The 25,401-nt window shown below is 66.7% G+C and carries 24 protein-coding genes; 8 read left to right on the forward strand and 16 right to left on the reverse strand.

Annotated features, from left to right (window positions below):
* From VIF40_RS19930 to VIF40_RS19940, 3 genes are all read left to right on the forward strand, one after another.
* Window positions 1-158 (forward strand): GDP-mannose 4,6-dehydratase (locus VIF40_RS19930; protein ID WP_331939316.1); only part of this gene is annotated, 158 nt, incomplete at its 5' end.
* A gap of 44 nt (window positions 159-202) precedes the next feature.
* The gene (locus VIF40_RS19935) at window positions 203-1,084 is read left to right on the forward strand and encodes an aldose 1-epimerase family protein (RefSeq protein ID WP_331939265.1); all 882 of its coding nucleotides are present in this window, start codon (window positions 203-205) and stop codon (window positions 1,082-1,084) included.
* A gap of 5 nt (window positions 1,085-1,089) precedes the next feature.
* On the forward strand, window positions 1,090-3,513 hold the full coding sequence (locus tag VIF40_RS19940; RefSeq protein WP_331939266.1) for a glycosyltransferase: 2,424 nt from the start codon (window positions 1,090-1,092) through the stop codon (window positions 3,511-3,513).
* A 3-nt stretch (window positions 3,514-3,516) separates the two neighbouring features.
* Here VIF40_RS19940 and VIF40_RS19945 read toward each other — a convergent pair whose 3' ends face one another.
* From VIF40_RS19945 to hemC, 6 genes are all read right to left on the reverse strand, one after another.
* Entirely contained in the window at window positions 3,517-3,948 is a 432-nt protein-coding gene (locus tag VIF40_RS19945) for a DUF6691 family protein (protein WP_331939267.1), read from the reverse strand.
* Between the two features lie 3 nt (window positions 3,949-3,951).
* Window positions 3,952-4,383, reverse strand: a complete 432-nt coding sequence (locus VIF40_RS19950) for a YeeE/YedE family protein (protein WP_331939268.1) — start codon at window positions 4,381-4,383, stop codon at window positions 3,952-3,954.
* A gap of 26 nt (window positions 4,384-4,409) precedes the next feature.
* On the reverse strand, window positions 4,410-6,080 hold the full coding sequence (ggt, locus tag VIF40_RS19955) for a gamma-glutamyltransferase (RefSeq protein ID WP_331939269.1): 1,671 nt from the start codon (window positions 6,078-6,080) through the stop codon (window positions 4,410-4,412).
* Window positions 6,081-6,120: 40 nt separating this feature from the next.
* The gene (locus VIF40_RS19960; protein WP_331939270.1) at window positions 6,121-6,873 is read right to left on the reverse strand and encodes a phytochelatin synthase family protein; all 753 of its coding nucleotides are present in this window, start codon (window positions 6,871-6,873) and stop codon (window positions 6,121-6,123) included.
* Window positions 6,874-7,100: 227 nt separating this feature from the next.
* Complete coding sequence (locus VIF40_RS19965) at window positions 7,101-7,796, reverse strand: uroporphyrinogen-III synthase (RefSeq protein ID WP_331939271.1); 696 nt, start codon at window positions 7,794-7,796, stop codon at window positions 7,101-7,103.
* Window positions 7,793-8,719 carry a hydroxymethylbilane synthase gene (gene hemC, locus VIF40_RS19970; RefSeq protein WP_331939272.1) on the reverse strand — a complete coding sequence of 309 codons (927 nt, stop codon included), beginning with the start codon at window positions 8,717-8,719 and terminating at the stop codon, window positions 7,793-7,795. Before hemC ends, VIF40_RS19965 begins: the two co-directional genes overlap by 4 nt.
* 142 nt (window positions 8,720-8,861) lie before the next feature.
* Here hemC and VIF40_RS19975 point away from each other — a divergent pair, with 142 nt between their 5' ends.
* Together VIF40_RS19975 and VIF40_RS19980 are read left to right on the forward strand one after the other, a co-directional pair.
* Complete coding sequence (locus VIF40_RS19975; RefSeq protein WP_331939273.1) at window positions 8,862-9,128, forward strand: CopG family ribbon-helix-helix protein; 267 nt, start codon at window positions 8,862-8,864, stop codon at window positions 9,126-9,128.
* 163 nt (window positions 9,129-9,291) lie between these two features.
* The gene (locus VIF40_RS19980) at window positions 9,292-9,627 is read left to right on the forward strand and encodes a hypothetical protein (RefSeq protein ID WP_331939274.1); all 336 of its coding nucleotides are present in this window, start codon (window positions 9,292-9,294) and stop codon (window positions 9,625-9,627) included.
* Between the two features lie 59 nt (window positions 9,628-9,686).
* On the opposite strand, the gene VIF40_RS19985 is transcribed toward VIF40_RS19980, so the two are convergent.
* Window positions 9,687-10,211 (reverse strand): CreA family protein, encoded by a 525-nt coding sequence (locus tag VIF40_RS19985; RefSeq protein WP_331939275.1) that lies wholly within the window; start codon window positions 10,209-10,211, stop codon window positions 9,687-9,689.
* Window positions 10,212-10,405: 194 nt separating this feature from the next.
* Here VIF40_RS19985 and VIF40_RS19990 point away from each other — a divergent pair, with 194 nt between their 5' ends.
* A complete protein-coding gene (locus tag VIF40_RS19990) occupies window positions 10,406-11,515 on the forward strand; it encodes a DUF2865 domain-containing protein (protein WP_331939276.1) in 1,110 nt (369 codons plus the stop codon).
* Here the strand turns inward: VIF40_RS19990 and VIF40_RS19995 are convergent.
* The 4 genes from VIF40_RS19995 to tsaD form a co-directional block, all read right to left on the reverse strand.
* On the reverse strand, window positions 11,496-12,923 hold the full coding sequence (locus VIF40_RS19995; protein WP_331939277.1) for a hypothetical protein: 1,428 nt from the start codon (window positions 12,921-12,923) through the stop codon (window positions 11,496-11,498). The genes VIF40_RS19990 and VIF40_RS19995 overlap by 20 nt on opposite strands.
* Window positions 12,924-13,102: 179 nt before the next feature.
* Window positions 13,103-14,095, reverse strand: coding sequence for an NAD(P)H-dependent glycerol-3-phosphate dehydrogenase (locus VIF40_RS20000; RefSeq protein WP_331939278.1), 993 nt, complete (start codon window positions 14,093-14,095; stop codon window positions 13,103-13,105).
* Complete coding sequence (locus tag VIF40_RS20005) at window positions 14,092-14,637, reverse strand: phospholipase D-like domain-containing protein (RefSeq protein WP_331939279.1); 546 nt, start codon at window positions 14,635-14,637, stop codon at window positions 14,092-14,094. Before VIF40_RS20005 ends, VIF40_RS20000 begins: the two co-directional genes overlap by 4 nt.
* Before the next feature lie 30 nt (window positions 14,638-14,667).
* Window positions 14,668-15,771 (reverse strand): tRNA (adenosine(37)-N6)-threonylcarbamoyltransferase complex transferase subunit TsaD, encoded by a 1,104-nt coding sequence (gene tsaD, locus VIF40_RS20010; RefSeq protein WP_331939280.1) that lies wholly within the window; start codon window positions 15,769-15,771, stop codon window positions 14,668-14,670.
* 523 nt (window positions 15,772-16,294) lie between these two features.
* Between tsaD and VIF40_RS20015 the strand changes: the two genes are divergently transcribed.
* On the forward strand, window positions 16,295-16,921 hold the full coding sequence (locus VIF40_RS20015; RefSeq protein WP_331939281.1) for a MarC family protein: 627 nt from the start codon (window positions 16,295-16,297) through the stop codon (window positions 16,919-16,921).
* A 40-nt stretch (window positions 16,922-16,961) separates the two neighbouring features.
* Here the strand turns inward: VIF40_RS20015 and VIF40_RS20020 are convergent, their stop codons facing one another.
* The 3 genes from VIF40_RS20020 to petA are packed head-to-tail and all read right to left on the reverse strand — an operon-like array spanning window position 16,962 to window position 19,654.
* Entirely contained in the window at window positions 16,962-17,825 is an 864-nt protein-coding gene (locus VIF40_RS20020; RefSeq protein WP_331939282.1) for a cytochrome c1, read from the reverse strand.
* A 22-nt stretch (window positions 17,826-17,847) separates the two neighbouring features.
* Window positions 17,848-19,095 (reverse strand): cytochrome b, encoded by a 1,248-nt coding sequence (locus VIF40_RS20025; protein WP_331939283.1) that lies wholly within the window; start codon window positions 19,093-19,095, stop codon window positions 17,848-17,850.
* A gap of 40 nt (window positions 19,096-19,135) precedes the next feature.
* Window positions 19,136-19,654, reverse strand: coding sequence for a ubiquinol-cytochrome c reductase iron-sulfur subunit (gene petA, locus VIF40_RS20030; protein WP_331939284.1), 519 nt, complete (start codon window positions 19,652-19,654; stop codon window positions 19,136-19,138).
* Window positions 19,655-19,991: 337 nt separating this feature from the next.
* Between petA and VIF40_RS20035 the strand changes: the two genes are divergently transcribed.
* A complete protein-coding gene (locus VIF40_RS20035; RefSeq protein ID WP_331939285.1) occupies window positions 19,992-20,633 on the forward strand; it encodes a LysE family translocator in 642 nt (213 codons plus the stop codon).
* Between the two features lie 78 nt (window positions 20,634-20,711).
* On the opposite strand, the gene VIF40_RS20040 is transcribed toward VIF40_RS20035, so the two are convergent.
* Both VIF40_RS20040 and VIF40_RS20045 read right to left on the reverse strand, forming a co-directional pair.
* On the reverse strand, window positions 20,712-23,213 hold the full coding sequence (locus VIF40_RS20040) for a TonB-dependent receptor (protein ID WP_331939286.1): 2,502 nt from the start codon (window positions 23,211-23,213) through the stop codon (window positions 20,712-20,714).
* 337 nt (window positions 23,214-23,550) lie between these two features.
* On the reverse strand, window positions 23,551-25,155 hold the full coding sequence (locus VIF40_RS20045) for a PepSY domain-containing protein (RefSeq protein ID WP_331939287.1): 1,605 nt from the start codon (window positions 25,153-25,155) through the stop codon (window positions 23,551-23,553).
* Window positions 25,156-25,401 lie beyond the last annotated feature (246 nt).

Here is a 25,401-nt window from a genome sequence, read left to right on the forward strand (position 1 = left end):
CGAATTTCTATCGCCCGGCGGAAGTGGATATTCTGCTCGGCGATTCGTCCAAGGCGCGCAAGGCGCTGGGCTGGGCTCCCGAGACCTCGCTCGAGCAGCTCATCCACGAGATGCTCGACGCCGATCTCGAGCGGCTGAAGCAAGAGGCGAAAGCCTGAGGGCGCGCGAGCATCCTCTCGCGAACGACGCGAGAATTGACGCTATGGCCGAATCGAAATCCGATGAGCGAGAAGGCGTGACGCTGTCGTCCGACAGCCTCACCGCTTTCATTTCGCCGAAAGGCGCGGAGCTGCAATCGCTGCGCGACAGCGACGGCGTCGATTATCTCTGGGCCGGCGAGCCGATCTGGCCCAAGCATAGTCCGCTGCTGTTTCCGATCGTCGGCCGGCTGGCGAACGACCGCTACGCCTATCGCGGCGAGAGCTATGCGATGCCGAAGCACGGCTTCGCGCGCGACCGCCTGTTCGAGATCGTCGAGGCGGCGCCGCATTCGGCGCGCTTCACGCTGCGCTCGGACGCCGCGACGCGCGCGGTTTTTCCCTTCGACTTTCTGCTCACCGTCGAATTCACTCTGTCGGGCCGGCGTCTCGACATTCGCCATGGCGTGACCAATCTCGGCGCCGACGACATGTATTTCTCGATCGGCGCGCATCCGGCCTTTCGCTGGCCGCTCGGCGAGGCCGCCAAGGAGCAGAGTCGACTGCATTTCGAGCGCCATGAGCCGGCGCCCATCCGCAGGCTCGTCGGCGGACTTCTCGGTCGCATGAAGGACTCCCCCGTCGAGGGGCGAACGCTGTCGCTGCGAGAAGAGCTCTTCGCCGATGACGCGATCATCTTCGACGCATTGACGAGCCGGAGCCTCGTCTATTCCTGCGGAAGCGGGCGATCGCTGGAAATCGCGTGGGAGGGATTCCAGCATCTCGGCCTCTGGTCCAAGCCGGGCGCGGACTTCCTGTGCATCGAGCCTTGGCGCGGCTATGATTCGCCGGTCGGCTTCGCCGGCGAGCTCGACGAAAAGCCCGGAATCGCGCATGCCGGCCCCGGCGAGACGCTCGATTTCATTTTGCGCATCGGCGTCGAGTGACGAGCATGGGCGTCGCCAAGCGCCATGCGCTCAAGCTGCTTCGCCTCTCGCTGGGCCTCGCGACGGGCGATCTCGACATTGTCGGGCGCCTGGACGGTTTTCACGACGACGTCGTCCATGGCTGGGCCTATTGTCCCGCGCATCCGGGCCGACGCGTGCTGGTCGATATATTCGCGGATGATGTTTTCGTCTGCCAGCGATCGGCGGATCTGCCGAGAGCCGATCTCGCGGCCAATGGCATGGGCGACGGCCGCCACGGCTTCGACGTCAAGATTCCCTCGGCCTTCTCGCGCGGCGACGCCACCAGGATCCGCGTCTACGCCATCGCGGAGACGCCGTTCGAGCTGACGTCGGCCGAGCGGCGCGCGCTGCTCGCGCGGCGCCTCGGCCGAGACGATTATCTTCGTGCGACATTCGGCGCGGCTTTCGCCTCGCGCGACGGCGACAGCGAGGCGGCTTCGGCGTCGCGTGCGCCGAGCGCGTCGCACACGAGGGAGCTTCTGTTCGCGCCGACGCCCGTCCCCGCCCCGCCGCCCATTCTCGGCGAGGCTCTGTGCGCCTATCTCGACCAAAATCGCTACAAATGGGATCTCGCCGACACATTCGACGCGACCATTTCAACCGCCGATCGCGAAGCCTTCCTCGCGCATTATGTCGAATTCTACGGACGCGCGCGGCGGCCCTTGCGCATACCGCTCTCCGCGCGCGACATAGAATTTCTCGATGACGGGCCCACTCTCGACGATCGCCTCGCGCCGAGCCGCGCGATGCGTCTCTTCACGCGAGCGCCGCCGGAGAATGCGACCGAGGCCGAGCGGCTCACGGCGATTTTTCGCTGGGCGGCCTTCGGCGCCGCGGCCTTCGATGTCGAGGACTGCCTCATCGCCGACGCTCATGCGGAACTGCTGCGCGCCTGCGACGCGCCGGACATTCGCTTCCCGCTCTCGACCTTCATGACCTGCTTTCTCGACGCGCATCCGATCCTCCGCGGCGCGCGTGTCGCGACCGAAGGCGATCGGCGATCGGCCTATCTCGCCGTGCTGCTCTTCGCCGCGCGGGCGCCGCATTATCTGCGCTACATTCCGCCGGATTGGCTCGACACTTTCCTGTCGCCGCAGGATGGCGTCACGCCCTTCGACGACGAGTCGCGCCGGCTACTCGGCGCCGACGCCGTCGACGCATCGCGCTGGCGCGCGTCGATCGACGCGCTCGGCTATGATTATGACGCGAAGCGGTTTCGCACGCGCACGCCGTCGGGACATCGCGCGCATTCTGCCGCGTCTCCCGCGCCCGACGGCGAGACCGTCGACATTCAGCTGATCGGGCCCTTCAGCCGGCAGCTCGGCATAGCGGACAGCTGCCGCGCGCTCGCCGCGGCGCTCGCGCGTCTCGATCATTCGGTGCGGCTCTGCGACTTCACTCTGGATTATCCCAATCGGATTCGCGCCGACGCCGAGCCTCTCCCGACGACGCCCGGCCGCGCCAGGATCAATATCCTGCATCTCAATCTCGAAGAGCTGCCGAGCGCGATCGCCTATCTGCCGGATATCTGGTCGGACAGCCGGCTCGTCGGCTTTCCCTATCTCGAAATGCCGACGCCGCATCCGGCGCAGATGCTCGGCCTGACGCTGGTCGACGAGCTCTGGTCCGCCTCGGCCTTCACGACCCGGGCGCTCGCCGGCCACAGGCCGACCCATACGGTGGGCACGTCGGCGCGTTTCGTGCGCAAGCGCGGACGCGCGGCGGCGCGCGCGCTCGTCTATGACGATATCGCGGGCGCCGATGATTTCGTCTTTCTCGCCTCCTGCGACGCGCTCTCCGGCGTCTATCGAAAAAATCCGCTCGGGACGATGCGCGCCTTTCTCGCCGCCTTTCCCCATGATGCGAAGGTCAAGCTCGTCATCAAGACGCATAGCGTCGATCGCGTGCGGGCGCCGCGCGAGATGGAAGTGTGGCGCTCGATTCGCAATGTCGTCGCCGAATGCGAGCGGATCGTGCTCGTCGACCGCATTCTCGACGATGAGGAGCAGGCGGCGCTGATCGAAGGCGCGGATTGCTATGTCTCGCCGCATCGCGCCGAGGGCTTCGGCTATCATATGCTGGAGGCGATGACATTGGAGACGCCGGTGATCGCCACCGCCTATTCCGGCAATATGGAATTTTGCGACGATCACACGGCCTTTCTCGTCCCCTATCGGCTCATTCCGGTCGGCCCGGGCGAATATCCGCGCACGCGCAGCGACCAGCTCTGGGCGGAGCCGGATTTCGCGCGAAGCGTCGAGGCGATGCAGGCGGTCTTTCACGATCGCGAAACGCGAGCGGCCAAGGTCGCAGCGGCGCGCATGATCGCCGAGACGCGTTTTTCGACCGAAGCCTTCGCCGCCCGTCTCGATGCGCGCATCGAAGAAATATTGGCGCGCGGCGACTGAGCGTCAGCGCGCGCCGCCGATAAGCTTGCGCGCGCCTTTCTCGAGCGCCATTCCGGCGCTCATCGCGAGCACGAAGACGATCATCTGCGGATCGAGAAACGCGAGATCGACGATCGCCGGGCCCGGGCAGACGCCGCCGAGCCCCCAGCCAATTCCGAAGATCGTCGCGCCGATGACGAGCGGCGCGTCGATGCGCTGATTCGTCGGCAGGCGCATCTCATCGCCGAGCAACGCGCGCGAGCGGCCGCGCGCGACGCGAAAGGCGATCAGCCCGACGCCGACGGCGCCGCCCATGACCAAGCCGAGCGACGGGTCCCAGGGACCGGCCACGTCGAGAAAGCCTTTCACCTTGCTCGGCAGAATCATGCCGGAGATGCAGAGGCCGAGGCCGAACAGCAGGCCGATGGCGAAAGCGGCGATGGTCGATTTCGACATGGATCAACCCAGCATGTGACGGAGAACGAAAACGGTGAGAACGCCGCTCGCCATGAAGGCCGCGGTCGCGACGAGCGCGCGCGGCGACAAGCGCGACAGGCCGCAGACGCCATGCCCGCTGGTGCAGCCGCCGCCGAGCCGCGCGCCATAGCCGACGAGCAGTCCGGCGAGGATGGTCGCGCCATAGCCTATGTCGAGGACCGGCGTCCGCGCCGCGCCGGCGAGCCGCAGAAGCGCCGCCGAGGCGAAGAGGCCGAGGACGAAAGCGACGCGCCAGGAGACATCGCCTCTCGCGGGCGGCAGCAGCCCGGCGACAATGCCGCTGACGCCCGCTATGCGCCCGAGCAGCAAGATCATCAGGCCCGCCGCGAGGCCGATCGCCACGCCGCCCGCCGCCGCGCTCCAGGGCGTAAAATTCGTCCAGTCGATCTGCATCCTCGCCGCCTCCGTCGCGCGCCGGCTCAATAGCCGCGCGCCGCTCCCGCCGCCGACCGCGGATCATTGACGCCCGTCATCAAGCCGTCGCTGATCGCGATCGCCTCCGACGCGCCGAAGGGCGCGTGATCCTCGATCTCATGCCCCATCGCCTCGAGCCGCCGCCGCGTGTCGGGCGAGAACGCGCCGGGCTCGGCCAGCACGACATCCGGCAGCCATTGGTGATGAATGCGCGGCGCCGCCACCGCCTGCGCCAAGGACATATGATGATCGATGACATTGAGCGCCGTCTGCAGCACCACCGAGATAATGCGCGGCCCATTGGGGCTGCCGAGCACGAGGACGGGCTTTCCATCCTTCATCACAATGGTCGGCGACATGGAGGACAGCGGCCGCTTGCCGGGCGCGATGGCGTTGGCGCTTCCCTGCACCAGGCCGAAGCCATTGGCGGCGCCGGGCGCGGCGGAAAAATCATCCATCTCGTCATTGAGCAGCACGCCCGTTTCCGGCGCCATGACTTGCGCGCCGAAATAGCCATTGAGCGTAGTGGTGACGGAGACCGCGCCGCCCTCGCCATCGACGATGGAATAATGCGTCGTCTCCAGCCGCTCGCGCGGCGCGGCGCCGGGCGACAGATCGGCGGAGCGCGTCGCGCGATCGGCGACGATGCTGTTTCGCAGCGCGGCCGCATAGGCTGACGATGTGAGACGCGCGACCGGATTGCTCACGAAATCCGGATCGCCCAGCGAGTTGTTGCGATCGAAGAAGGCGCGACGCTCCGCCTCGACGAGAAGATGCGAGGATTGCGGCGTGTGAAAGCCGAGAGCGGCGAGATCATAGCCTTCCAAAATATTCAATATTTCGCACAGCGCCACGCCGCCCGAGCTCGGCGGCGCGGAGGAGTAGAAATCATAGCCGCGATAGACGCAATGGACCGGCGCGCGCTCCATCACCTCATAGAGCGCGAAATCATGCGCCGCGATCACGCCCTTCTCGGCCTGCGCGGCGCGCTCGATCGCCTGCGGAATGCGCCCTTCATAGAAGGCGCGCGGCCCCTGCGCCGCGATCTCGCGCAGGAGACGCGCGAGATCCCTCTGGATCAGCCGATCGCCCGGCTGCAACGGCGATCCATCCGCGCGCGAGAAGATTTTCGCCGCGGCGGGACTGTCCTTCAATCGCGTCGCGGCGTGCAGGACGCGAATATCCGCCTCCTCCAGAACAAAGCCCCGCTCGGCGAGCGCGATGGCCGGCGCGATGATTTTTTCACGCGGGAGGCGGCCGTATTTCGCCTGCGCCGTCTCGAGGCCGAGCACGGTTCCCGGAACCGCCACCGCGCGATAGCCGATGCGGCTCGCCTCCGTGTCGACGACGCCCTTTGCGTCGAGGAACATATCGGCGGTGGCGGCCAAAGGCGCCGTCTCGCGAAAATCGAGGAAGCGCTCGCCCTGCCCCGGCAGATGCAGCAGCAGAAATCCGCCGCCGCCGAGATTGCCGCAGCAAGGATGCGCGACGGCGAGCGCATAGCCGACAGCGACCGCGGCGTCGACGGCGTTGCCGCCGGCTTTCAATATGTCGAGTCCGATGTCGCTGGCGAGACGATGCTCGCTCACCACCATGCCGCGCCGCCCCGTCGCGACCGGCTCGGCGGCGGCGGCGAGAGCGAGAAGCGAGAGAAAAAAGGAGAGAAGCAATCGCATCGAGGACTCGTGTGATGGGCAATGCACAGTGGCCGCCGGCCTATCGCCCGCTGCCTATTCCCGCCGGCGGACCGATGAGAACATAACCGCGGCTGCGGCCTTCATTGCCGGCGTCGACCGTATTCATCGCATCGAACAGTTCCGCAGCCGAGATCCAGACCGGCGGATATTTGTAGCGCGCGACGTCGAGAAGCAGGAAGCGATCCGTCTTGGCGTCATAGGCGGCGAGCGGCGAGATATGTCCGCTGCGCGCCTGCCCCAGCGCGGCGCGCTGATAATTGACGACGACATGGCGTCGCTTGCCCGACAGCTGCTCCGCCGCGCTGGCGCGAAATTCGTCCAGCGAGCTCTGCGCCGCATGCGTGACCTTCGCCTCGAGGCCGAAGCTCGCGACGAGGCCGCCGAACTCGTCGAGCGTCATGCCCCGACGCAATATGCTCTCCTGCTTCACCACCGCCTCGGTCTTCTCGCTGAACAGATTGTCCTGCGAGAAGCTCCCCTGCCCATCGGCGGGCGCGGGTATCTCGAGCGCGTTGAGCAGCATGGTCAGAGTGGCGACGCCGCAAAAGGAGCCGTTCTTCTGCGTGACGAATTCCGACGAGAGCGGCCAATAGGCCTCGCGCGCCTCCGCCTCGAGGAACCATTCGCGACCCTGCGCGCTGCGCAGATCGACGAGATTGCCGGAGAGCGGCAGGCGCTCCGCCAGCGCCGGCGAAAGCGCGGCCGCGCCAATGGCGAGAGCCGGAACGAGAAAAGCAAAAAATCGTCGTCTCGAGATCGACGTTTTCGTCATTTCATCCTCGGAGAAGCAGGGCCGCTCGACACCGCGCGATGGCGCGAGCGCGACAGGCGTAAGGATGCAGCTCAAAGCGTTTCCAGCCGAAGTGGATGCCGGTTCGGCGTTGGAAACGCGTCGATACAATAGCCTGAGGTGCTTCCGTGTTTCAACGAAACACGGAAACACTTTAGGGGGCGCCGACGACGTATGCAATTTTCGTCCCGCCGGCGCGAGCGCGGCGCTTATCGCGCTACGGCCTCGAGCGCGGCCAGCAGGCTCGCCTGATCCGGCGCGGCCGCCACGCGAATATCGGCGCAGCCCGCCGCGCGCAGCACGCCCGCGACCTCCTCCGACAGCGCGCAATGCACGACCCGCGCGCCTGTCGACCCTTCGGCCAGCGCGAGGAAGATCGACGCGCTGCGCGCCGAAAAATGCAGCACGGCGTCGATCTCGTCGGCGGCGAGCGCGGCGGCGGCCTCGTCGCCGAGCGCCTGCGCCGCGCGCGCCTCATAGGTCTCGACGATGGTCGCCGCATGGCCCCGCGCGCGCAGGAAGGATTCGAGATCGTCCTTGCGATCGTGGCCGGCGAGATAGAGGAAGCGCGACGGCGCGGCGAAGCGGGATTGCAACAGCGCCGTCAGCGCCGCCACATCGGGCGCGCTCGCCTGCGCCTGCACGCCGCGCGCCGCGAGCGCCTGCGCGGTCTGGGCGCCCACGACGAAGAAGGGCGCGCGCAGAGCCGTCAGCCCCTCGCCCGCATATCGGATCGCGCGGGCGCTGGTCGCCAGAACCGCGTCGACAGTTTCGGCCGGCGTCGCGGCGCCGGTCGCGACGATCTCGAGAACCGGGGCGATCAGCGGCGCAAATCCGCGCCGCCGCAGCTCTTCCGCCGTGCGCTCGGCGTCTTCTCTCGCCCGCGTGACGAGAACGCGCCTCATGAGAGGCCCGCGACCCCATTCGGCAGCCGCAGCAATATTTCATTGGCCGCATCGTCGCCGATCAGCGCGGCGTCCATGGCGGGACCGCGCCGATGCGCCTCATAGACCTGCGAGCCATCGGCGCGCAGCGCCATGCCATGGAACGCGATCGCCTCGCCATCGAGCCGCGCATAAGCGGCGATGGGCGTGCGGCAAGAGCCGTCCAGCACGGTGAGAAAGGCCCGCTCGGCCGCGAGCGCGGCGGCGGTCGAAGGATCGAGAATGGCGGCCAGCGCCTCGCGGACGCGCGCGTTGCCGGCGCGCTTGGTGACGGCGATGGCGCCCTGTCCGGCGGCAGGAAGAAAATCCTCTATCGGCAGAATGGCGGTGGCGTGGCGCTCGAGGCCGAGCCGCTTCAGCCCGGCGAGCGCCAGCAGCGTGCCGTCCACCTCGCCGCTCTCCACCTTGCGCAGCCTGGTCTCGACATTGCCGCGCAGCAGCACGATGGAGACATCCGGCCGCAGCCGCTTCACCTGCGCGCCGCGCCGCAGCGAGGCCGTGCCCACCACCGCGCCCTTCGGCAGCGCGTCCAGCGTCGCGCCATTGCGGCCGATCCAGGCGTCGCGCACATCCTCGCGCGGGAGATAGCCGGCGATGGCGATCTGAGGCGGCAAATGCGTCGGCAAATCCTTGGAGGAATGCACGGCGAGATCGATGCGCCCCTCGATGAGGGCGACGTCCAGCTCCTTGGTGAACAGCCCCTTGCCGCCCGATTCCGAGAGCGGCCGATCCTGGATCATGTCCCCCGTGGTGCGGATGACCTCGATCGGCAGCGTCTCCGCCTCGAGGCCGAGCGCCGCGGCCAGCAAGGCCCGCAGTTGCCACGTCTGCGCCAGAGCGAGAGGGCTGCCGCGTGTGCCGATGCGCAGGGGTGTTGTCGTCATAGCCTCGTCCGCCGTGGGAATTGTCGAGGCGGACTATAGGGAAAAGCGGGCGAGCTACAAGCGGGCGGCCCCGACATCGCCGATGCGTTGACGGAACCTGGCAGGTTCTTCGATAATCAATTTGAACCTGGGAGATCAGCCCGTGACCGCCTTCACCGTCCGCCTGCCGGACGCTACCGCCGCCAAGCTCGAAACGCTGGCGCGGAAGCTCGACCGCCATTGCTCTTTCGTCGTGGCGCAGGCGATCGAAGACTTTGTGGAGCGCGAGGCGTGGCAGCTCACCGAGATCGCAGCCGGATTGGCGGACGCCGAGCGCAGGGACTTTGCTTCCAAGTCAGAATTTGCTGATGTCATTCAAAAATATGTAAAGGCCGCTCGGCACGAGCCATCGGACGATCCGGTGGAGTGACCGCCCGTTTCGGGCCAAGAGCCAAAATCCATCCGCACCTCCGCCGCCCGCCCCATCTCTTACGCAAACCGCCGCGAACTTAACCGCGCCTTAACCGAGATCGGATAAACCGAAAGCCAGCGCGGCGAGGCGAATGAGCGTCCCCGCGCGAGGCGTGCCCCCGATGTTCTCCACCGACTTTCAGCGTCTCGTTTTGCCGCGTCTCGCCATTCCGCTGCTGGGCGGATTGCTGCTCGCGGCGGCCCAGGGCGGCGCCCGCGCCGCCGAAGCGCCGAAGAACGTGTATTTGATTTCCGGCCACGAAGGCTATGGCGTCGTCGAATGCATCACGCAGAAGAAAGATTGCGGGAAGATCGTCGCCGATTCCTGGTGCGAGTCGCATGGTCACGGCCCCGCGGTGGCCTTCGGCCGCGCCGACGATGTGACCTCGGCGATCGGCCCGGCCTCGGCGCGCAGGCCCGCGACGGCGGAGGCCGCCGTCGTCTCTTGCAGCGAGTGATCTCGCAGCGATCGAACTCGCAGCGAAAGAGCGCAGGCGGGCGCGGGCCCGCCGGCCCGTCATTTTTTCAGGAACTCGCCGCATTGCGCGACGTCGCCCGCGCCCCAGGGCTGGACCGGCACGCTCGAGGTGGAGTTTTCCGGCGATCCCTCGATCAGCCGGTCGGAATAGGCCATATAGACCAGCACATTGCGCTTGGCGTCGCAGCCGCGCACGATATGCAGGCGCTTCCACAGCGCCGAGCGGCGCTCGCTGAACACCTCGTCGCTCTGACCGAATTTCTCCTTGAATTTCACCGGCCCGTATTGGCGGCAGGAGAGCGACACGTCGGAGGTCTGCTCCGCCACGCCGAACATTCCCGCGACGCCGCCCTTCTCATGCACGGTGTAATAGCAGGCGACGCCGTCGACCTCCGGGTCGTCGAGCACATAGGTCGCCAATTTGTCGTTGGGCGTCAGCAGCTTGAAGTCGGTCGACTTGCGGAAAATAAGATCCGGCCCGTCGGCCCGGGCGGGAACGGAGCCTGCTGCGGCGAGAAGCCCCGTGACGACGAGAGCGGACAGGACGAATTTGGACGGCTTCATAAGTGCGTTCCTCCAGAGCGCCGGGACATTCCCTCGACAAATGTCGTGATGCGCCTTGTTCGCGACAAGAAGCTCGCGACAATCGCGAGCCGATTGATCGGACGGACAATATGCCCGATATGGTCTCGAGCTCGACGGTTTCGGATTCGCCGGCCTCCGGCGCCTCGCCTTTCGAATCGCGCAATATAGGACCAATGTCGGCCAAACATATCACCCCGGAGACAGCTTCGCGGAAGGGGCCGGCACGGCGCCTCGCGGGCGCGCTCGTCCTCGCCGCCGCCGTGCTGCTCGCTGCGCCGGCCCTGGCGCAATCGGCCTATTGCGACAATCTGCGCGCGCAGATCGCCGCCGCCGGCAATAATGCGGGCTCCGCCCGCTATCGCGCCGCCGCGGCGACCCAGCAGAAAGAGATCGACCGCACCGTCGCCTATGGGCATTCGATCGGCTGCGATCGCCAGCAATTCCTGTTCTTCGGCAATGCGCCGCCGCCGCAATGCGGCGCGATCAACGGCCGCATCGCGCAGATGCGCTCCAATCTCGGCTCGCTCCAGCATAGCTCGGGCGACGGCCAGCGCCAGGCGCTGCAAGCGCGCTTCGATCAGCAATGCCGGCAACAGCAGCAGCCGACGCGCATCGTCGCCCGCCAGCGCAATATTTTCGAGGAGCTGTTCGGCTCGCAGGAGGAGGAGCCGACGCCGGCCCGCGAGCTCCCGGCGACGCCGCAAGAACGCGATGTGGACGAAGATGGCGCGCCGGTCGCGCGCGGCGGATCGATGGCGGTCTGCGTGCGGGCCTGCGACGGCGGCTTCTTCCCCATCAGCTATTCGGCGCGGCGCGCCAATCTCGCCGAGCTGGCGGATCTGTGCCGGGCGCAATGCCCGAATGTCGAGGTGGCGCTCTACACGCGCTCGCCCTCACGCGATATCGAGACCGCATTGTCGACGGATGGCGAGGCCTATGCCGACCATCCCAATGCGCTGAAATTCACCAAGAGCTACGATCCGACCTGCTCCTGCCGCCCGCCCGGACGCAGCTGGGCCGAGACGCTCGCCGAGGCCGAGCGGCTGCTCGCCGAGCGGAACCGCGGCGATCTCGTCGTCTCGGCGGAAAAAGCGGAGGAGCTGTCGCGGCCGATCGGCGCGCGCGCCATGCGGGGCGCCGTGTCGCCCAACCTCCCCGCCCCCGCGCCGGAGACGGCTCAGCCGGAGAAACGGCCGGTCGAGGTCCATGAGACGACGACGCGGGAGATCGTCGGCGCCGACGGCGTCAAGAAGCGCGTGCGCGTCATCGCGCCGACCCTGTGAGGCCGTCCGCGCGCTCATAGAGCGTCCAGGCGAAACCCGAGAGGCCCGACGCCGGGAAAAACCCACGGCGCAGGAAGGCGGCGCGGCAATCCTGCGGGCCGGCCGAGCGCCGTTCCGCATGGTCCGCATTCGAATCCGGAAGATCGACGACCAGCAGAAAGGCCGGCGGCGAGGCGCACCACTCCGCCGGGGCGACCGGCGTCGCGACGACGCCCAGCTTGCGCGCATAATAGGCGACGACGGCCTTGGTCTCGCCGCGCGCGAAATCGACGGCGTAGCGCGCCGCTGGCCGCTCGGCCATGATCCTGACCGCATCCTCGTAATGGCCGCGGCCGTAGCGGTAGAAATCGGCGAGCTGCAGCGCATCGCCGGCCGCAAAGCCGGACAGCAGGACGATCGCCGCGAGGCGCCGCCACGCTCCCGCGCGGTGGAGGGCGGCGCAGCCTTCGGCGGCGAGCAGCGCCAGGCCTATCGCCGCGGTCGAGTGAAAGCGCGGATATTGCTGGCTCGGCAGCGCCGCGGCGACATGCAGCAGCGGCAGGCCGAAAACCGCGATCGCCGGAAACACCCGGCGCTCGGCCGGCAGAACCGCCAGCAGGCCCAGAGCGAGCAGCGCCGCCATTGCGACAATGGCGAAATCATCGACGCCGCGCGGGAAGCCGAGCGTCGCCCGCGCCATTCCGGCGACGCCCTCGGCGAAAATCTCGGGGCTCAGCGGAACCATGGCCCCGACCTGAAAATCCGGGGCGAGAGCGCCATAGACGAAACAGCCCAGCGCCGGAAGGCTCGCGAGCCCGGCGACGATGGCGATGACGACAGCCCCGCCGAGGCCCCGCCGACGGGCGCGCACGACCGAGGTCAGAACCAGCGCCGCCGTCGCCTCGACCATTGTGAGATGGCAGAAGGTCCCGAAGCCGATCGTCGCGGCGAGCGCCAGCAGACGCCGACGGGAGGCTCCCTCGACCAGAATGGACTCCACGACCCCATAGGCCAGCAGGACGGCGAGAAACATGCCGGCGTAGCCGCGCGCCTCCGAGCCGTAATGGACGAAGAAATAGGAGGCGGCGAAGACGAAAGCGGCGAGGAGCCCGGCGGCGTCGCAATAGCGGCGGCTCGCGGCCGCGGCGGCGGGAATGGCCAGCGAGCCGAAAACCACCGCCGCGAGCCGCATGAGCGGAACCGGCGCATCGGGTCCGAGCAGAAGGAGCCAGGCGGAATTGGCGACGTGATTATTGTCGTGATGCAGGCCGATGAACACATCGGCGATGGAATGCGCCCGCTCCAGCAGGTGGAGCGTCCAGATTTCGTCGAGCCAGAGATCGCCCTGCGCGGCGTGGAGGCGCAAGGCGACGCCGAGGAGCGTGAGGGCGATGAGGGCGCGGAAATAGCTATTCGATCCGCGGACCATGAGGCCCACGCCCCCGCCCTCCCCCGCGTGGGAGCGGGGAGCGGCGACGTGACGCGAAACGTCGATGACGCGCGAAATCTGCTCGCTCTCCCGCAAAGCGGGGGAGGATTGGGGAGGGGACGCGGCTTCAGGCTCGCATTGCATCAGCGAGACGATCGCACGAAGCCGTCAACGAAAGCTCAAGCCTCCGCCTTCAGCGGCCGCATCAGCAGCGCCTCTATCGCCTGATCCACACCGATCGCGCCCGACAAAATCGCGTCGACCGCCTCGGCGATCGGCATTTCGACATTGCGCTCCTTGGCCATGGCCACCAGCGCCGCGGCGGTGAAGGCGCCCTCGGCGAGCTTGCCGTGGGTCGCGGAGATCGGCGCCTCGCCGCTCGCCAGCGCCGCGCCGAAAGCGAAATTGCGCGATTGCGCCGAGCCGCAGGTGAGCACCAGATCGCCGAGGCCCGACAGGCCCATCAGCGTCTCCTGATTGACGCCATAGGCGCGGCCGAGCCGCGTCAATTCGGCGAAGCCGCGGGCGATCAACGCCGCCTGGGCGCTCGCGCCGAGCGCCCTGCCCGCCGCCATGCCGCTGGCGATGGCCAGCACATTCTTCGCCGCGCCGCCGATCTCGACGCCGAGCACATCGGTCGAGCGATAGAGACGGAAAGCGCGCGTCGACAGCAATTCGCAAAGGCCCTTGGCCAGCGCCTCGTCGCGGGCGGCGAGCGTCACCGCCGTGGGAAGGCCGCGGCAGACGTCGGCGGCGAAGCTCGGACCCGAGAGAATGGCGATCTTCGCCTGCGGCAATTCCTGCGCCGCCACCTCGCTCATGAAGCGCCGCGTGCCGCGCTCTATGCCCTTGGAGCAGATGATGAACGCCGTTCCCGGCGAAAGGATCGGGCGGAAGCGCCGCGCGACCTCGCGCATCGCCTGGGCGGGGACGACTCCGAGCACGACGCTCGCGCCGGCGAGCGCCGCAGGATCGGCGCAGGGCGCGACGCCTTCGGCGAGCGGCAGGCCGGGGAGATAGGCGCGGTTCTCGCGGTCGCGCGCCAGAGCGGCGACATGCTCGGGATCATGCCCCCAGAGCGCGACGCCGGAGCGCCCGCTCGCCGCGACATTGGCGAGCGCCGTGCCCCATGCGCCGGCGCCGAGCACGGCGATCTTCTCCTCGCTGCTCATCTCATCCCGATCTTCTGATTGTCCGAGCGCGCCCACAGCCGCTCGAAGGTCTCCTCGAATTGCGCGACCGCGGCCGGGCTTTCGATCAATATGAGGTCATTGTCCTGGAATTCGGCGCCCGAGACGGAAAAATTGGCCGAGCCGCTGCGCAGCGCCCGCCCATCCACCTGATAGGATTTCAGATGCATGAGATCGCGCGAGCGGCTCTTGCGCTTTATTTCCATATTTCGCGCCGCGGCGACGGCCTCGATGGCGGGGCTGAGGCCGCCGCGCTCCTCGCCGTCGAGATAGACGCGCACGCGCACGCCGCGCATGGCCGCGGCGCCGAGCGCCGAGATCACGGCGCGATCGGTCAGGACATAGGCGGCCATGTCGATGGATTTTCTCGCGCCGCCGATGAGCCGCAGATCGAGATCCTCGAAGCCGGCGCGCGGCCCGTAGAAGACGCGCACGCCGACGGCCATCGGCTCCTGCGACAGCAGGCCGCCGGGCGGCGGCGGGACCGAGAAGGTCGCCGCCGCGGCCAGCAACAGCCGCTTCATCTCAACTGCCCCGCCGACCGCATCGCGAGCTCACGCCTTGCCGTGGTGGAGCGGTCCGGCGTTGGCGTCGAGCGGCCAGCGCGGGCGCGCGGCGAAGGTGAGATCATCCGTCATGCCGCGCGCGAAACGCTCGAGCCCGGCCCAGGCCACGATCGCGCCATTGTCGGAGCAAAGGCCCGGCGGCGGCGAGACGAAGCGCAGGCCGGTCTCGGCGCAAAGGCGGGTGAGCGCGCGGCGGATCGCGCCATTGGCGCCGACGCCGCCGCCGATGACGAGGCCATTGGGACGGCCGCCGCTCTGGGTGAAGATGCGCAGGCCGGAACGCGTGCGGTCGACGAGCACATCGACGATGGCCGCCTGGAAGGACGCGGCGAGATCGGCGACGTCGCGCTCGGTCGGCCCGGATCGCGCGGTCTCTTGCGACGCGCCGTCCTGTCGCGCGACCTCGAGCCGCGCGATCTCCTGGCGCACCGCCGTCTTGAGGCCGGAGAGCGAGAAATCCGCGCCCTCGCGACCGAACATGGGACGCGGAAAATCGAAGCGCCCGGGGTCGCCCTCCTCGGCGAGCCGCTCTATGTGCGGGCCGCCGGGATAGGGCAGGCCCAGCATTTTCGCGACCTTGTCGAAGGCCTCGCCGGCCGCGTCGTCCACTGTCGAGCCGAGCCGGCGATAGTCGCCGACGCCCAGCACGGCGACCAGCTGCGTGTGGCCGCCCGAGATCAGCAGAGCGAGATAGGGAAAATCGAGCCGCTCGGTGAGGCGGCCGGTGAGCGCGTGAGCCTCGAGGTGGTTGACGGCGATGAAGGGCTTGTCGGCCGCGAGCGCCAACGCCTTGGCCGCCGTGAGCCCGACCAGTATGCCGCCGATGAGCCCCGGCCCGGCGGAGGCCGCGATGGCGTCGACGCCGGAGAGATCGGTCCCCGCCGTGTCGAGCGCACGCACGATGAGCCGCTCGAGCACGTCGATATGAGCGCGCGCCGCGATCTCCGGCACCACGCCGCCATAGGCCGCATGCTGGGCGATCTGGCTCATCACCTCATTGGAGAGAATGTCGCCGCCATCGCCGCCGATGCGCGAGGATACGACGGCGACCGCCGTCTCGTCACAGGTGGTTTCAATGCCGAGAACGCGCATGGACGGGTCCTTGAACGCAGGCGCTGAGCGAATCGCCGCGCCGACGGAAGCGGAAACTGGCGCCAACCTATAGGCGCGCGGGCAGGCAAAGCAAAGCGGCGCACAGCCGAGCTAAGCCGAGGTCAATCCGGACCCGAGCGCCCGCACGGAGACTTCGCCGTCAGGATCACCGCCAAGGCGACACCTGTTCCAACGACTGCGCCGAATATCGTCGACAGAGGAACGAGCACAGGCAAAGCATAAGTCAGCACCTCGATGACAGAGTGACAAGGCCCCGCCATCAGCCTGAGAACGGCCAGCGCAACGACGCCGGTCACGGTCGCGCCCGTAACCAGACCCGCGACGACAGCGAGAACGAACCGCGCCAATAGAGCGAGCCTTCGGACCCATGTCGCTGGCCGCATTTTGCCGCCCTTTCTCTCGAAGAGGAGGTCGCCCTTCGCGAACCGAGCCCTCCCGGCGCCGCTGGCGTTCACGGCGCCGCGCGCTATCTGCCGGATGCGTTCCCCACCCGGAGGCCGGGATGGATCTCGACTATCTCGTCTCGGCCTTCGTGACTCTGCTGGTCGTCGTGGAGCCGCTCGGCCTCGCTCCGGTCTTCGTCGCCGCGACATCCGGGCTCGAGGCGGCGACGAAACGCGCCATCGCCTTGCGCGCCAGCGTCTATGCGCTCGCCATTCTCGCAGGCTCCGCGCTGATCGGCCAGCGCCTGCTCGGGGCCATGGGCATTTCCATTCCGGCGTTCCGCATCGCCGGCGGATTTCTCTTATTCTCCATCGCCTCGGAAATGGTGTTCGGCGTGCGCATTCAACGCGACTCCAAAGCGGCCGAAAAGGCCCTCGCCGAGCATGTCCACAACATCGCCGCCTATCCGCTGGCGATTCCGCTGATGGCCGGCCCCGGCGCCATCACCGCGACCGTGCTGCTGGCCAGCGACGCGCATGGCAGCGTGACGCTGATCGCGAGCCTGATCGCGGTCATCGCCGCGATCATGGTGATTTGTCTGGTTTTCTGCCTGATCGCGGGCGAGGTGGCGCAATTTTTCGGCACGGCGGCCAATGTCGTGCTGACGCGGCTGCTCGGCGTGCTGCTCGCCGCGCTGGCCGTGCAATTCGTGGCCGATGGCGTGCGGGCGTTTCTGCAGGGGTGAGCGACGACGCGATCGCATGGGATCGCGTCGCCGTGTCGCGTCAGTGCTGGATGTTCGACCAGATCTTGCGCTTGGTAAAATACACCAGGAAGGACAGCACGATCAGAAAGCCGACCACCTTCAAGCCGATCGACTTGCGCTCCTCGAGATGGGGCTCGGCGGCCCACATCAGAAAGGCGCTCACATCCTTGGAATATTGGGCGACCGTCTGCGGCGTTCCGTCGTCATAGGTCACGGCGCCGTCGGAGAGCGGCGGCGGCATGCCGGTGCGGCGGCCGGGCATGTAGAGGTTGTAATACTGGCCGGGCGCCAGCTCGACGCCAGTCGGCGCGTCCGCGTAGCCGTTGAGCAAGGCGACGATATAGTCGACGCCATGCTCCTGATAGGAGAAGCCCGGCAGCGCATCCAGCAGGAATAAAGGGAAGCCGCGCGAATAGCCGCGCGCCTTGGCGAGAACCGACATATCCGGCGGATAGGCGCCGTTGAGCGCCGCCCGCGCCGCCTGCTCATTGGGGAAAGGCGGCGGGACGCGGTCGCTGAGCCGGCCGGGACGCTCGTAATAATCGCCGGCGTCGTTGGGACCATCCTTGATCTTATAGCTCTCGGCCAGCGCCTTGGCCTCCGCCTCCGGCAGCTCCGGCCCGCCCTTCTCGGAGAAATTGCGGAAGGCGAGACGCGAGATCGAGTGGCAGCTCGAGCAGACTTCCTTATAGACCTTGTAGCCGCGATGCAGCTGCGCATTGTCGTAATGGCCGAAGGCGCCGGCGAAGCTCCATTCCTGCCGCGGCGGCTTGGGCTGCGCATGCGCGCCGCCCTCCTCCGCCAGCGCCGGAGCCGTTCCCGCGGCGCCGGCCAGCGCCGCCGCCAGAACGATCGATTTCCAAGAGTCGACGACCGGTTTCATGATCGATGCTCTCCAGGGCGCGTCACGCATGGGGCTTCTCCTCCGTGGCCGCCTGGCCGAGCGAGGCGGCGATCGACCGCGGCTCCGGCAAGGTCTTCTCATATTTGCCGAGCAGCGGCAGCACGACGAGGAAGTGCAGGAAGTAATAGGCCATCAATATGCGGGCGACGATGAGATAGACGCCCTCCGCCGGCTGCGCGCCGAGATAGCCGAGGCCGACCGACACGAAGACGAAGACCCAGAAGAACTTCTTGAAGGCCGGACGATAGACGCCCGAGCGCACTTTGGACGTGTCGAGCCAGGGCAGCGCTGCGACGATGAAGATCGACGCGAACAGCGCGATGACGCCGACGAGCTTGTTGGGGATGGCGCGCAGGATCGCGTAGAAGGGCAGGAAATACCACTCCGGCACGATATGCGGCGGCGTCACCAGCGGATTGGCCTCGATATAATTGTCCGGATGCCCGGTATAGTTGGGCACGAAGAAGGTGAGCCAGGCGAAGAGCGCCACGAAGATGACGAGGCCGACGGCGTCCTTCAACGTCGCATAGGGCGTGAAGGGCACGGTCTCCTTCTTCACATCCTTCACCTCGACGCCGGTCGGATTGTTCTGCCCGGTCACATGCAGCGCCCACACATGCAGGCCGACGATGGCCACGATGACGAAGGGCAGCAGATAATGCAGCGCGAAGAAGCGGTTCAGCGTCGCATTGTCGACCGAATAGCCGCCGAGCAGCCAGGTGGTGATGGAATTGCCCACATAGGGAATGGCGGTGAAGAGATTGGTGATCACCGTCGCCGCCCAGAAGGACATCTGGCCCCAGGGCAGCACATAGCCCAGGAAGCCGGTCGCCATCATCAGCATGAAGATGACGACGCCCAATATCCACAGCACCTCGCGCGGCTCCTTGTAGGAGCCGTAATACATGCCGCGAAAGATGTGGATATAGACGGCGAGGAAGAACATGGAGGCGCCATTGGCGTGCGCATAGCGCAGCGCCCAGCCCCAATTCACATCGCGCATGATGTGCTCGATCGAATCGAAGGCGAGCGTCGTCTCCGGCGTGTAGTGCATCGCCAGAACGATGCCGGTCACGATCTGCGCGACCAGCATGAAGGAGAGGATCGCGCCGAAGGTCCAAAGATAGTTGAGATTCTTCGGGACGGGATAGGCGACGAAGGATTCGTGGATGAACCCGAGGATCGGCAGGCGCCGCTCGAGCCAGCGCGCGAAGCCGCTCTTCGGCGTGTAAGTCGAATGTCCGGTCATGGATATCGTCTCGGAGGTTGGGACGGCGACGGGGCCGCGATCAGCCGATCTTGATCTTGGTGTCGCTCAGGAAGGCGTAATCGGGCACTTCGAGATTGCTCGGAGCCGGGCCGCTGCGGATGCGGCCGGAGGTGTCGTAGGTGGAGCCGTGGCAGGGGCAGAACCAGCCGTGGAACTCGCCCTCATGGCCGGTGGGAATGCAGCCGAGATGCGTGCAGACGCCGACGACGACGAGCCATTCGGGCTTCTTCACGCGGGCCGAATCGGCCTGCGGATCGGGCAGCTCGGCGAGCGGGACATTCTGCGCGGCCTCGATCTCCTGTTTGGTTCGGTGCCGCACGAAGACCGGCTTGCCGCGCCATTTGACCGTGACGATCTGCCCCTCGGGAATGGCGGCGATGTCGAGCTCCGTCGAGGCCAGCGCCAGCGTCGAAGCATCCGGATTCATCTGCGCGATCAATGGCCATACGGCGGCGCCCGCGGCGACGCCCGCCGCCGCCCCGGTGGCGAGGAACAAGATATCCCGGCGGCTCGGCTCCGCCTTAGTCGCATTGCTCACTTTCTGGAACCTCTCTCGCGAGTTCGACCCTGGCCCCTGCCTCTCGGCTCGGCAACGCGAATAGAAACAAATCTATCCGCGAAGGGCGCGCCTGTTTTGAGCAGTTTGGCGTGAGACCGCAAGCGGCCTTCGCGTCGCTGCGACAAATTGCGCGCTTGCCGCCGCCGCCACGAGATCAGTGGCGCAGCCTGCCGCTGTTGTCCACAAACGGCCCTTGGGAAAATTTGTCAACCGCCGGGGCCCTCTGGAAAGCCTGCCGACGCCTTGACGCGAGCGGCGCGAGCGTGGCTCATGCGGGAGGTCGAAGGGGAAGCGGGTCGGAGGGGAGCGCGTCGAGGTGAGCGGGCGTTATCTGGTGTTCGTGGCGACGGTGGTCAGCCTGATCGCCGTTCCGGGGCCGGACATGCTCTATGTGCTCGGCCGCTCGCTGACGTCCGGCGGGCGGGCGGGCTGTTTCTCGGCGGCCGGCATAGCGGCCGGCTATGCGCTGCTCACGCTGCTGGTGGCGGCGGGGTTTCAGCTCGTCTTCGAGGCTTTTCCGGCGCTTTTCGTCGCCGTCAAATATATCGGCGTCGCCTATCTGTCCTGGCTCGCCCTGCGCCTCATCCGCTCGGACGGCGGCTTCGACGCGCTGAGCCGGCGTCCCGGGCGCTCGGATTGGGCCGCCTTCTCGGCCGGCGTCGCCACCAGCCTGCTCAATCCCAAGGGGCTGCTGTTCTATTTCGCCATTCTGCCGCAGTTCTTCGCCGCCGCCGACGGGCCGTTCTGGCGCCATGCGCTGATCTATGGCTGGACCACGAGCTTTCTGTGCCTGACCCTCTATTCCGCGCTCGGCTGCGCGGCGAGCTATGGCGCGCGACGATGGACGCCGGAGCCGGCGGCGAACCGGGGCCTCTCCCGCCTCGCCGGCGCTCTGCTGCTCCTTTCGGTGCTGGCCATGCTCGGCGCCGAGTGGAGCGGCGTCGCGCCGACCCACTGACGCCCGCGACGTCGAAAGCACGCCGTCATCGAGCCGATGCTTCTCGTTCCATGTCCAGCTCCTCGAGACTGCTGCGCGTCAGTAGAGCTTCACTTTCAAAGTCGCCCCGTAAGCGCGGAAAGCATTGTCGCCGAAGGTCACCGTCCGCGCCGCCGTGCTCGTGCCGATGGTCTGCGCGACGACATATCGCTCGTTGAAGAGATTCTTCGCCCAGAAATGCAGGCTGTAGCGCTCGTCGTCGGTTCGCAGGCCGATGCCGAAATTGACGATCGAGTAGGATGGCTGGAACACCGAATAGAGCGAGCCCGGCTGTGAGAGCTGCGTCTTGTATTTCCAGGCGAGGTTTCCATAGGCGAAGGCTGTCACGGGAACATCCGCCACGCCGCCCAGCCCCTCGAAGATGCGGCCGAGCGGATATTCGTAGTTTGCGCCGATATTGAACGAATAAGGCGCGACGGGACTGTTTCCGGAGACGCCGCCGGTGATGCGCTGCCCGGAGAGATCGACGGAGAGCGGCGCCGCCACGCCATTGACGTTGGCGGATGTCGGCCATGTCCAATCCGGAGCCGGCGCGGCGTTCTTATAGTTGATGTAGCGGGCCTCTGTCAGAGCGCCGGAAAAGGTGATCCACAAGCGCTCGACCGGACTATAGCGTGCGTCGAATTCGAAGCCGCGCAGACGCACATGGCCGATATTGCCGAGATAGGTCTTGCGCAGCGGAATTCCGGTGACGTCGAGGATGCTGGTGTTCACCAATATCGATTGGAAGTCGTAGATGTCGTTCCAATAGAGATTGCCGTTCAGCGTGAGCCTATTGTCCAGCCAATTGGTCTTGACGCCGAGCTCATAGTCCCACGACACCTCCGGCTTGGTGACGACCGGCTGCCACTCCTTGAAATTGCCCTTGCTGTCGGAGATCGGCAGCGCGCCGGTATTGATGGCGCCGGACTTCTCGCCACGCGCGGCGGAACCATAGACGAGAACATTCTCGCTATATTTGTAGGACGGATTAATGAGGCCCGAAAGCGAGTTGCGCGTCGCCTTCTGTCCGCCGGTGTCGAAGAAGGTCGCGCCATAAGCGGTCTGCATCGCCGCCGCTTGCGCGCTCGTGTAGACGCCGCTCGACCAGCCGAAATCCGAGCCGCCTCTGATCTCGAATGTGTCGCGCAGACCGGCAGTCAGCGCCCATTGCTCGTCGATATGCCAAGTCGCCTGGCCGAATTCCGCGAGGCTGAAGGTGCGCGCCTTGCCGTCCGTATGCTCGGAAGTTCCGTTGAGCAGCCCCGGATCGGCGTTGAAATTATTGAGCAGCCATTGCGACGCCTGATAGCCATAGTCCGTGTGCTGATAGGACGACACCGCCTCATGCAGCGCATAGACGCCGACCTGCCATTCGAGCGTCTGATCCTTGGGCGAAGCGAGGCGAACCTCCTGCGAATATTGATCGACCTTCACGTCATAGGCGTTGCCGCTGATCTGCGTGAAATTATTGCCGAGCGAATTGCGCGGATGCAGGATGAACTCGCGCCAGGCGGAGATCCCCGTCAGCGTATTCTCGCCGATCTGCACATTGATCTCGTTGGAGACGCCCGTCGTGCGCTGATCGAGATTGCCGAGCCGCGACATGACCGGCGAATACGGGCTATTGACGAGCATCGGATAGTGCACACGCGATGCGAGATTTTGCGCATAGCTCGTGGTGGCCGCGCCATTCGCCCACAGGGGGAAGCTGTTGCCGATGACGCCGCTATAATTATTATATTCGTCCGAACGCAGGCGATCGAAGATCAGACGGTCGGTGAAATTATCGCCGACATAATAGAGCTGGCCGCGCACGCCCCAGCGATTATTGTTGAGGATATCGGCGCCGGTGAGCGCGTCATTGATCGCGCCATCGCCCTTGTCCAGGAAGAAGGTGACGCGATAGGCGAGCTTATCGTCGATGATCGGCCCGCTGATATTCGTCTTCTCGATGATGCGGCCGCGATTGGCGAAGGAGGTCTCGAAGCTCGCCTCCGGCGTGAAGGACGGCAGCTGTGTGTGAATGACGACGGCGCCGACCGTCGTGTTCTTGCCGAGCAACGTGCCCTGCGGGCCGCGCGCGACCTCGAGGCTCTGCAGATCGACGAAATCCGCCCATTGGAAGCCGACATGCGTGTAGAACACGTTGTCGACGATGAGGCCGACCGCCGATTCCGAGCCGTCGGCGCCGCCGGAAATGCCCGAAATGCCGCGGATCGCCATGGCGGAGGTGCGCGGATTGGTGACATAGGGAACGAAATTCGGCACTTTCTGCGCGAAATCGCCCAGACGCTCGATATGCTCGCGCTCGGCGGTCTTTCTGCCGACGACGCTGACCGGCAGCGGCACGTCCTGGGCTTTCTCCTCGCGCAGGCGCGCCGTCACGGTGACGTCGTCGACATCGGCGCTCACCGGGACGGCGCCGGCCTGGGCGACCGCCGTGTCGGGACTCGCGGACGGCGCGGGCGCCGATTGCGCCGCGGCCCGGCCGACCGAAACCACTTCGAAGGCCAGAACGCCGGCCGCCGCCAATGCGGCGAAACCGACACTGCGCAACAAATTCGCACGCGATGCTCTTTTTGCTCCACTCGCTCTCGACATCACCAATGTTTCCCCATGTCCCGTCGCGCACGGCTCTCGTGCGCCACGGCGACGGTCTACGTAGCGCTCCCCCATGGCGCGCTTACGTATAATATCTATAGACTACGTAGATTTCGTAGGGGACGTCAACAACTTCGCTCGACCTCGCCGCCCAACGGCGGCTTTCGCCCATCGCCTGTGGCGCCAGCGCAACAGCGGGGAAGGAGCACAAAACAAGAGAGCCCCGCCTCCTCACGGAGGCGGGGCTCTTATCTGCTAAACCTATGATATAAGCCGATAGATCAGCGCAGCGAGGTCAGGCCGTCTGCGCGGCGCGGCGCGCACGCCTTTCGCCGCTCGCCGGCGCCGCGACGGGAAGCGAGCGCCGCAGGCGCCGCCACGCCAGAACCACGGCGCTGGCGCTGAGCGCGACGCCGAAGGAGACCCAGACGCCCATCCAGCCCCACCACAGCCAATGATTGCGGAACCAGCCGAAATCCCAATGATGCACGGCCGAATAGAGCCAACGATAGACGCGCCGGCTCGTATCGAATTTCGCCAGCAGACGGCCGTCCGCAGGATCGATGTAGAGCGACGTGCGCTCGGCGTCTGCGAAATCGACGCGCAGCACGGGCAGCGGCTTGTCGAGCGCCGTCTGCCGATGATTGGCGAAATAATAGGAATCATACTCGGCGAGCGTCTCGGCGGAGGCGATGGCGACGCCCTCCTTCAGCCGATGCGCCGCGGCGAGAAGAGCGTCTTCGGCGAGGCCGGCGACGGCGCCCGGCGCCGCCACAGCGCGGCGCGCGCCGTCTCGCGATTGCGCGATGAGCAGCGCCTCCTCGCCGAGACGGCTCCAGGCCAGCTCCACGACATCCGTGGAGAGGCCGAGCGCGGCGGAAGGGCGCCAATCGACGATCGCCTGCGGAAGCGCGACGCCGCGATAGCGCGCGAGCTCTTCACGGCTCGCGGTCGCCTGCGAGAAAATCTGCCCTGGATTGGTGGAGAGAAAGCCGCTCGCCGCCCAGCCGAAGGCGAAAGCCCCGCCGATGAGGCCGGCCCAGAAATGATATTTCAGCCAGCTCTCGCGATAGGGCTGCGTGCGCCCGCGCGCATAGGTCGGGCGGCCGAAAAATCCCGGCTTCCATTTGATCCAGCCGATCACGACGCCGCTGAAGGCGCCGATGGCGGCGAAAAATCCGGCATAGGTCAGCGCATCGCGACGATAGTCGCCGGCGCCGAGCGCATCGAGCCAACGGAAGAGATGCAGCCAATTGCCGGCATAGACGAAAGCGCGCTCGACTCGCGTCGCGACTTGCGCGACCTCGCCCGTGCGCGCCGAGACGATGATCTGCGTGCCCGCCGCATCGCCGGTCGCGAAGCGATGAAAGGGTTTCAGCGTCTCGGCGTTGCGCAGGCCGATCGCCGTGTCCACAGTGTCGAGATAGAGCAGCGACGGCGCCCCGAGCCAGTCGCGCGCGATACGCTCGGCCGCCTGTTGGTCGAACGCGATCAGCGCGCCATTCGTCGCCGAAAGAGCGAAGCGCCGGCTCGCATCGTCTTCGATGAGCCAGATCGGCTCGTCGCCGACACGCAGCAGACGCGCATCGACGACGCCGCGCTCGCTCTTGGCGCCGCCCGAATGCTCATGACGCGCATGTCCCATGCCGCCTCCCATGCCGCCGGCCTCGCGGCTCGCCTTCGAGGCTTGCGCGCGGGCCGACGCGCTCGCGCTCAACGCCTCGCCGAGCGAGAGCCAGCCGTCCTGCGGGGCGAGCGCCGCCGCATGAGCGAGCCGCTGCGCGCGGTCGATCGTCGGCGAGCCGATGAAGGCGATGGACAGTCCGGTGGAAAACCAGACGAGCATGAATAGCGCCAGAACGACGCCCACCCATCGGTGAAGGAAAAGCAAGATCGACATTGGTGACGCTCCGCCGCGCGCTGAATGGCCGCCGGCGGCGGTTCCGCCCGCGGCGAAATCAGTATACATCGCGACGAAATTTAATTCATAAATACGAGTAGGTAAATAGGAATATATCCAGTTTTCAGCGTCATTGCAGAGCCTTCGCGCGGCGGCCGCGAGCCGGCGCGCGCGCGCCGCCGCCATCATATGCGTGATGGCCACAAGGGGACTCTCCACAATCGCGAAGCCGTCGTCTTCGGCGCT

This window comes from Methylosinus sp. (assembly GCF_036560965.1).
Classification (GTDB): domain Bacteria; phylum Pseudomonadota; class Alphaproteobacteria; order Rhizobiales; family Beijerinckiaceae; genus Methylosinus.

What these genes read in the sequence shown, in the direction of transcription:
- VIF40_RS19990 (WP_331939276.1), top strand. Translation starts at nt 10,406, where the DNA reads ATGTCGGCCAAACATATCACCCCGGAGACAGCTTCGCGGAAGGGGCCG.
- VIF40_RS20020 (WP_331939282.1), bottom strand. Translation starts at nt 17,825, where the DNA reads ATGAAACCGGTCGTCGACTCTTGGAAATCGATCGTTCTGGCGGCGGCG.
- VIF40_RS19995 (WP_331939277.1), bottom strand. Translation starts at nt 12,923, where the DNA reads ATGGTCCGCGGATCGAATAGCTATTTCCGCGCCCTCATCGCCCTCACG.
- VIF40_RS19960 (WP_331939270.1), bottom strand. Translation starts at nt 6,873, where the DNA reads ATGACGAAAACGTCGATCTCGAGACGACGATTTTTTGCTTTTCTCGTT.
- VIF40_RS19945 (WP_331939267.1), bottom strand. Translation starts at nt 3,948, where the DNA reads ATGTCGAAATCGACCATCGCCGCTTTCGCCATCGGCCTGCTGTTCGGC.
- ggt (WP_331939269.1), bottom strand. Translation starts at nt 6,080, where the DNA reads ATGCGATTGCTTCTCTCCTTTTTTCTCTCGCTTCTCGCTCTCGCCGCC.
- VIF40_RS19940 (WP_331939266.1), top strand. Translation starts at nt 1,090, where the DNA reads ATGGGCGTCGCCAAGCGCCATGCGCTCAAGCTGCTTCGCCTCTCGCTG.
- VIF40_RS19935 (WP_331939265.1), top strand. Translation starts at nt 203, where the DNA reads ATGGCCGAATCGAAATCCGATGAGCGAGAAGGCGTGACGCTGTCGTCC.
- VIF40_RS20000 (WP_331939278.1), bottom strand. Translation starts at nt 14,095, where the DNA reads ATGAGCAGCGAGGAGAAGATCGCCGTGCTCGGCGCCGGCGCATGGGGC.
- hemC (WP_331939272.1), bottom strand. Translation starts at nt 8,719, where the DNA reads ATGACGACAACACCCCTGCGCATCGGCACACGCGGCAGCCCTCTCGCT.
- VIF40_RS20015 (WP_331939281.1), top strand. Translation starts at nt 16,295, where the DNA reads ATGGATCTCGACTATCTCGTCTCGGCCTTCGTGACTCTGCTGGTCGTC.
- VIF40_RS19965 (WP_331939271.1), bottom strand. Translation starts at nt 7,796, where the DNA reads ATGAGGCGCGTTCTCGTCACGCGGGCGAGAGAAGACGCCGAGCGCACG.
- VIF40_RS20005 (WP_331939279.1), bottom strand. Translation starts at nt 14,637, where the DNA reads ATGAAGCGGCTGTTGCTGGCCGCGGCGGCGACCTTCTCGGTCCCGCCG.
- tsaD (WP_331939280.1), bottom strand. Translation starts at nt 15,771, where the DNA reads ATGCGCGTTCTCGGCATTGAAACCACCTGTGACGAGACGGCGGTCGCC.
- VIF40_RS19985 (WP_331939275.1), bottom strand. Translation starts at nt 10,211, where the DNA reads ATGAAGCCGTCCAAATTCGTCCTGTCCGCTCTCGTCGTCACGGGGCTT.
- VIF40_RS20025 (WP_331939283.1), bottom strand. Translation starts at nt 19,095, where the DNA reads ATGACCGGACATTCGACTTACACGCCGAAGAGCGGCTTCGCGCGCTGG.
- VIF40_RS19950 (WP_331939268.1), bottom strand. Translation starts at nt 4,383, where the DNA reads ATGCAGATCGACTGGACGAATTTTACGCCCTGGAGCGCGGCGGCGGGC.
- VIF40_RS19980 (WP_331939274.1), top strand. Translation starts at nt 9,292, where the DNA reads ATGTTCTCCACCGACTTTCAGCGTCTCGTTTTGCCGCGTCTCGCCATT.
- VIF40_RS20045 (WP_331939287.1), bottom strand. Translation starts at nt 25,155, where the DNA reads ATGTCGATCTTGCTTTTCCTTCACCGATGGGTGGGCGTCGTTCTGGCG.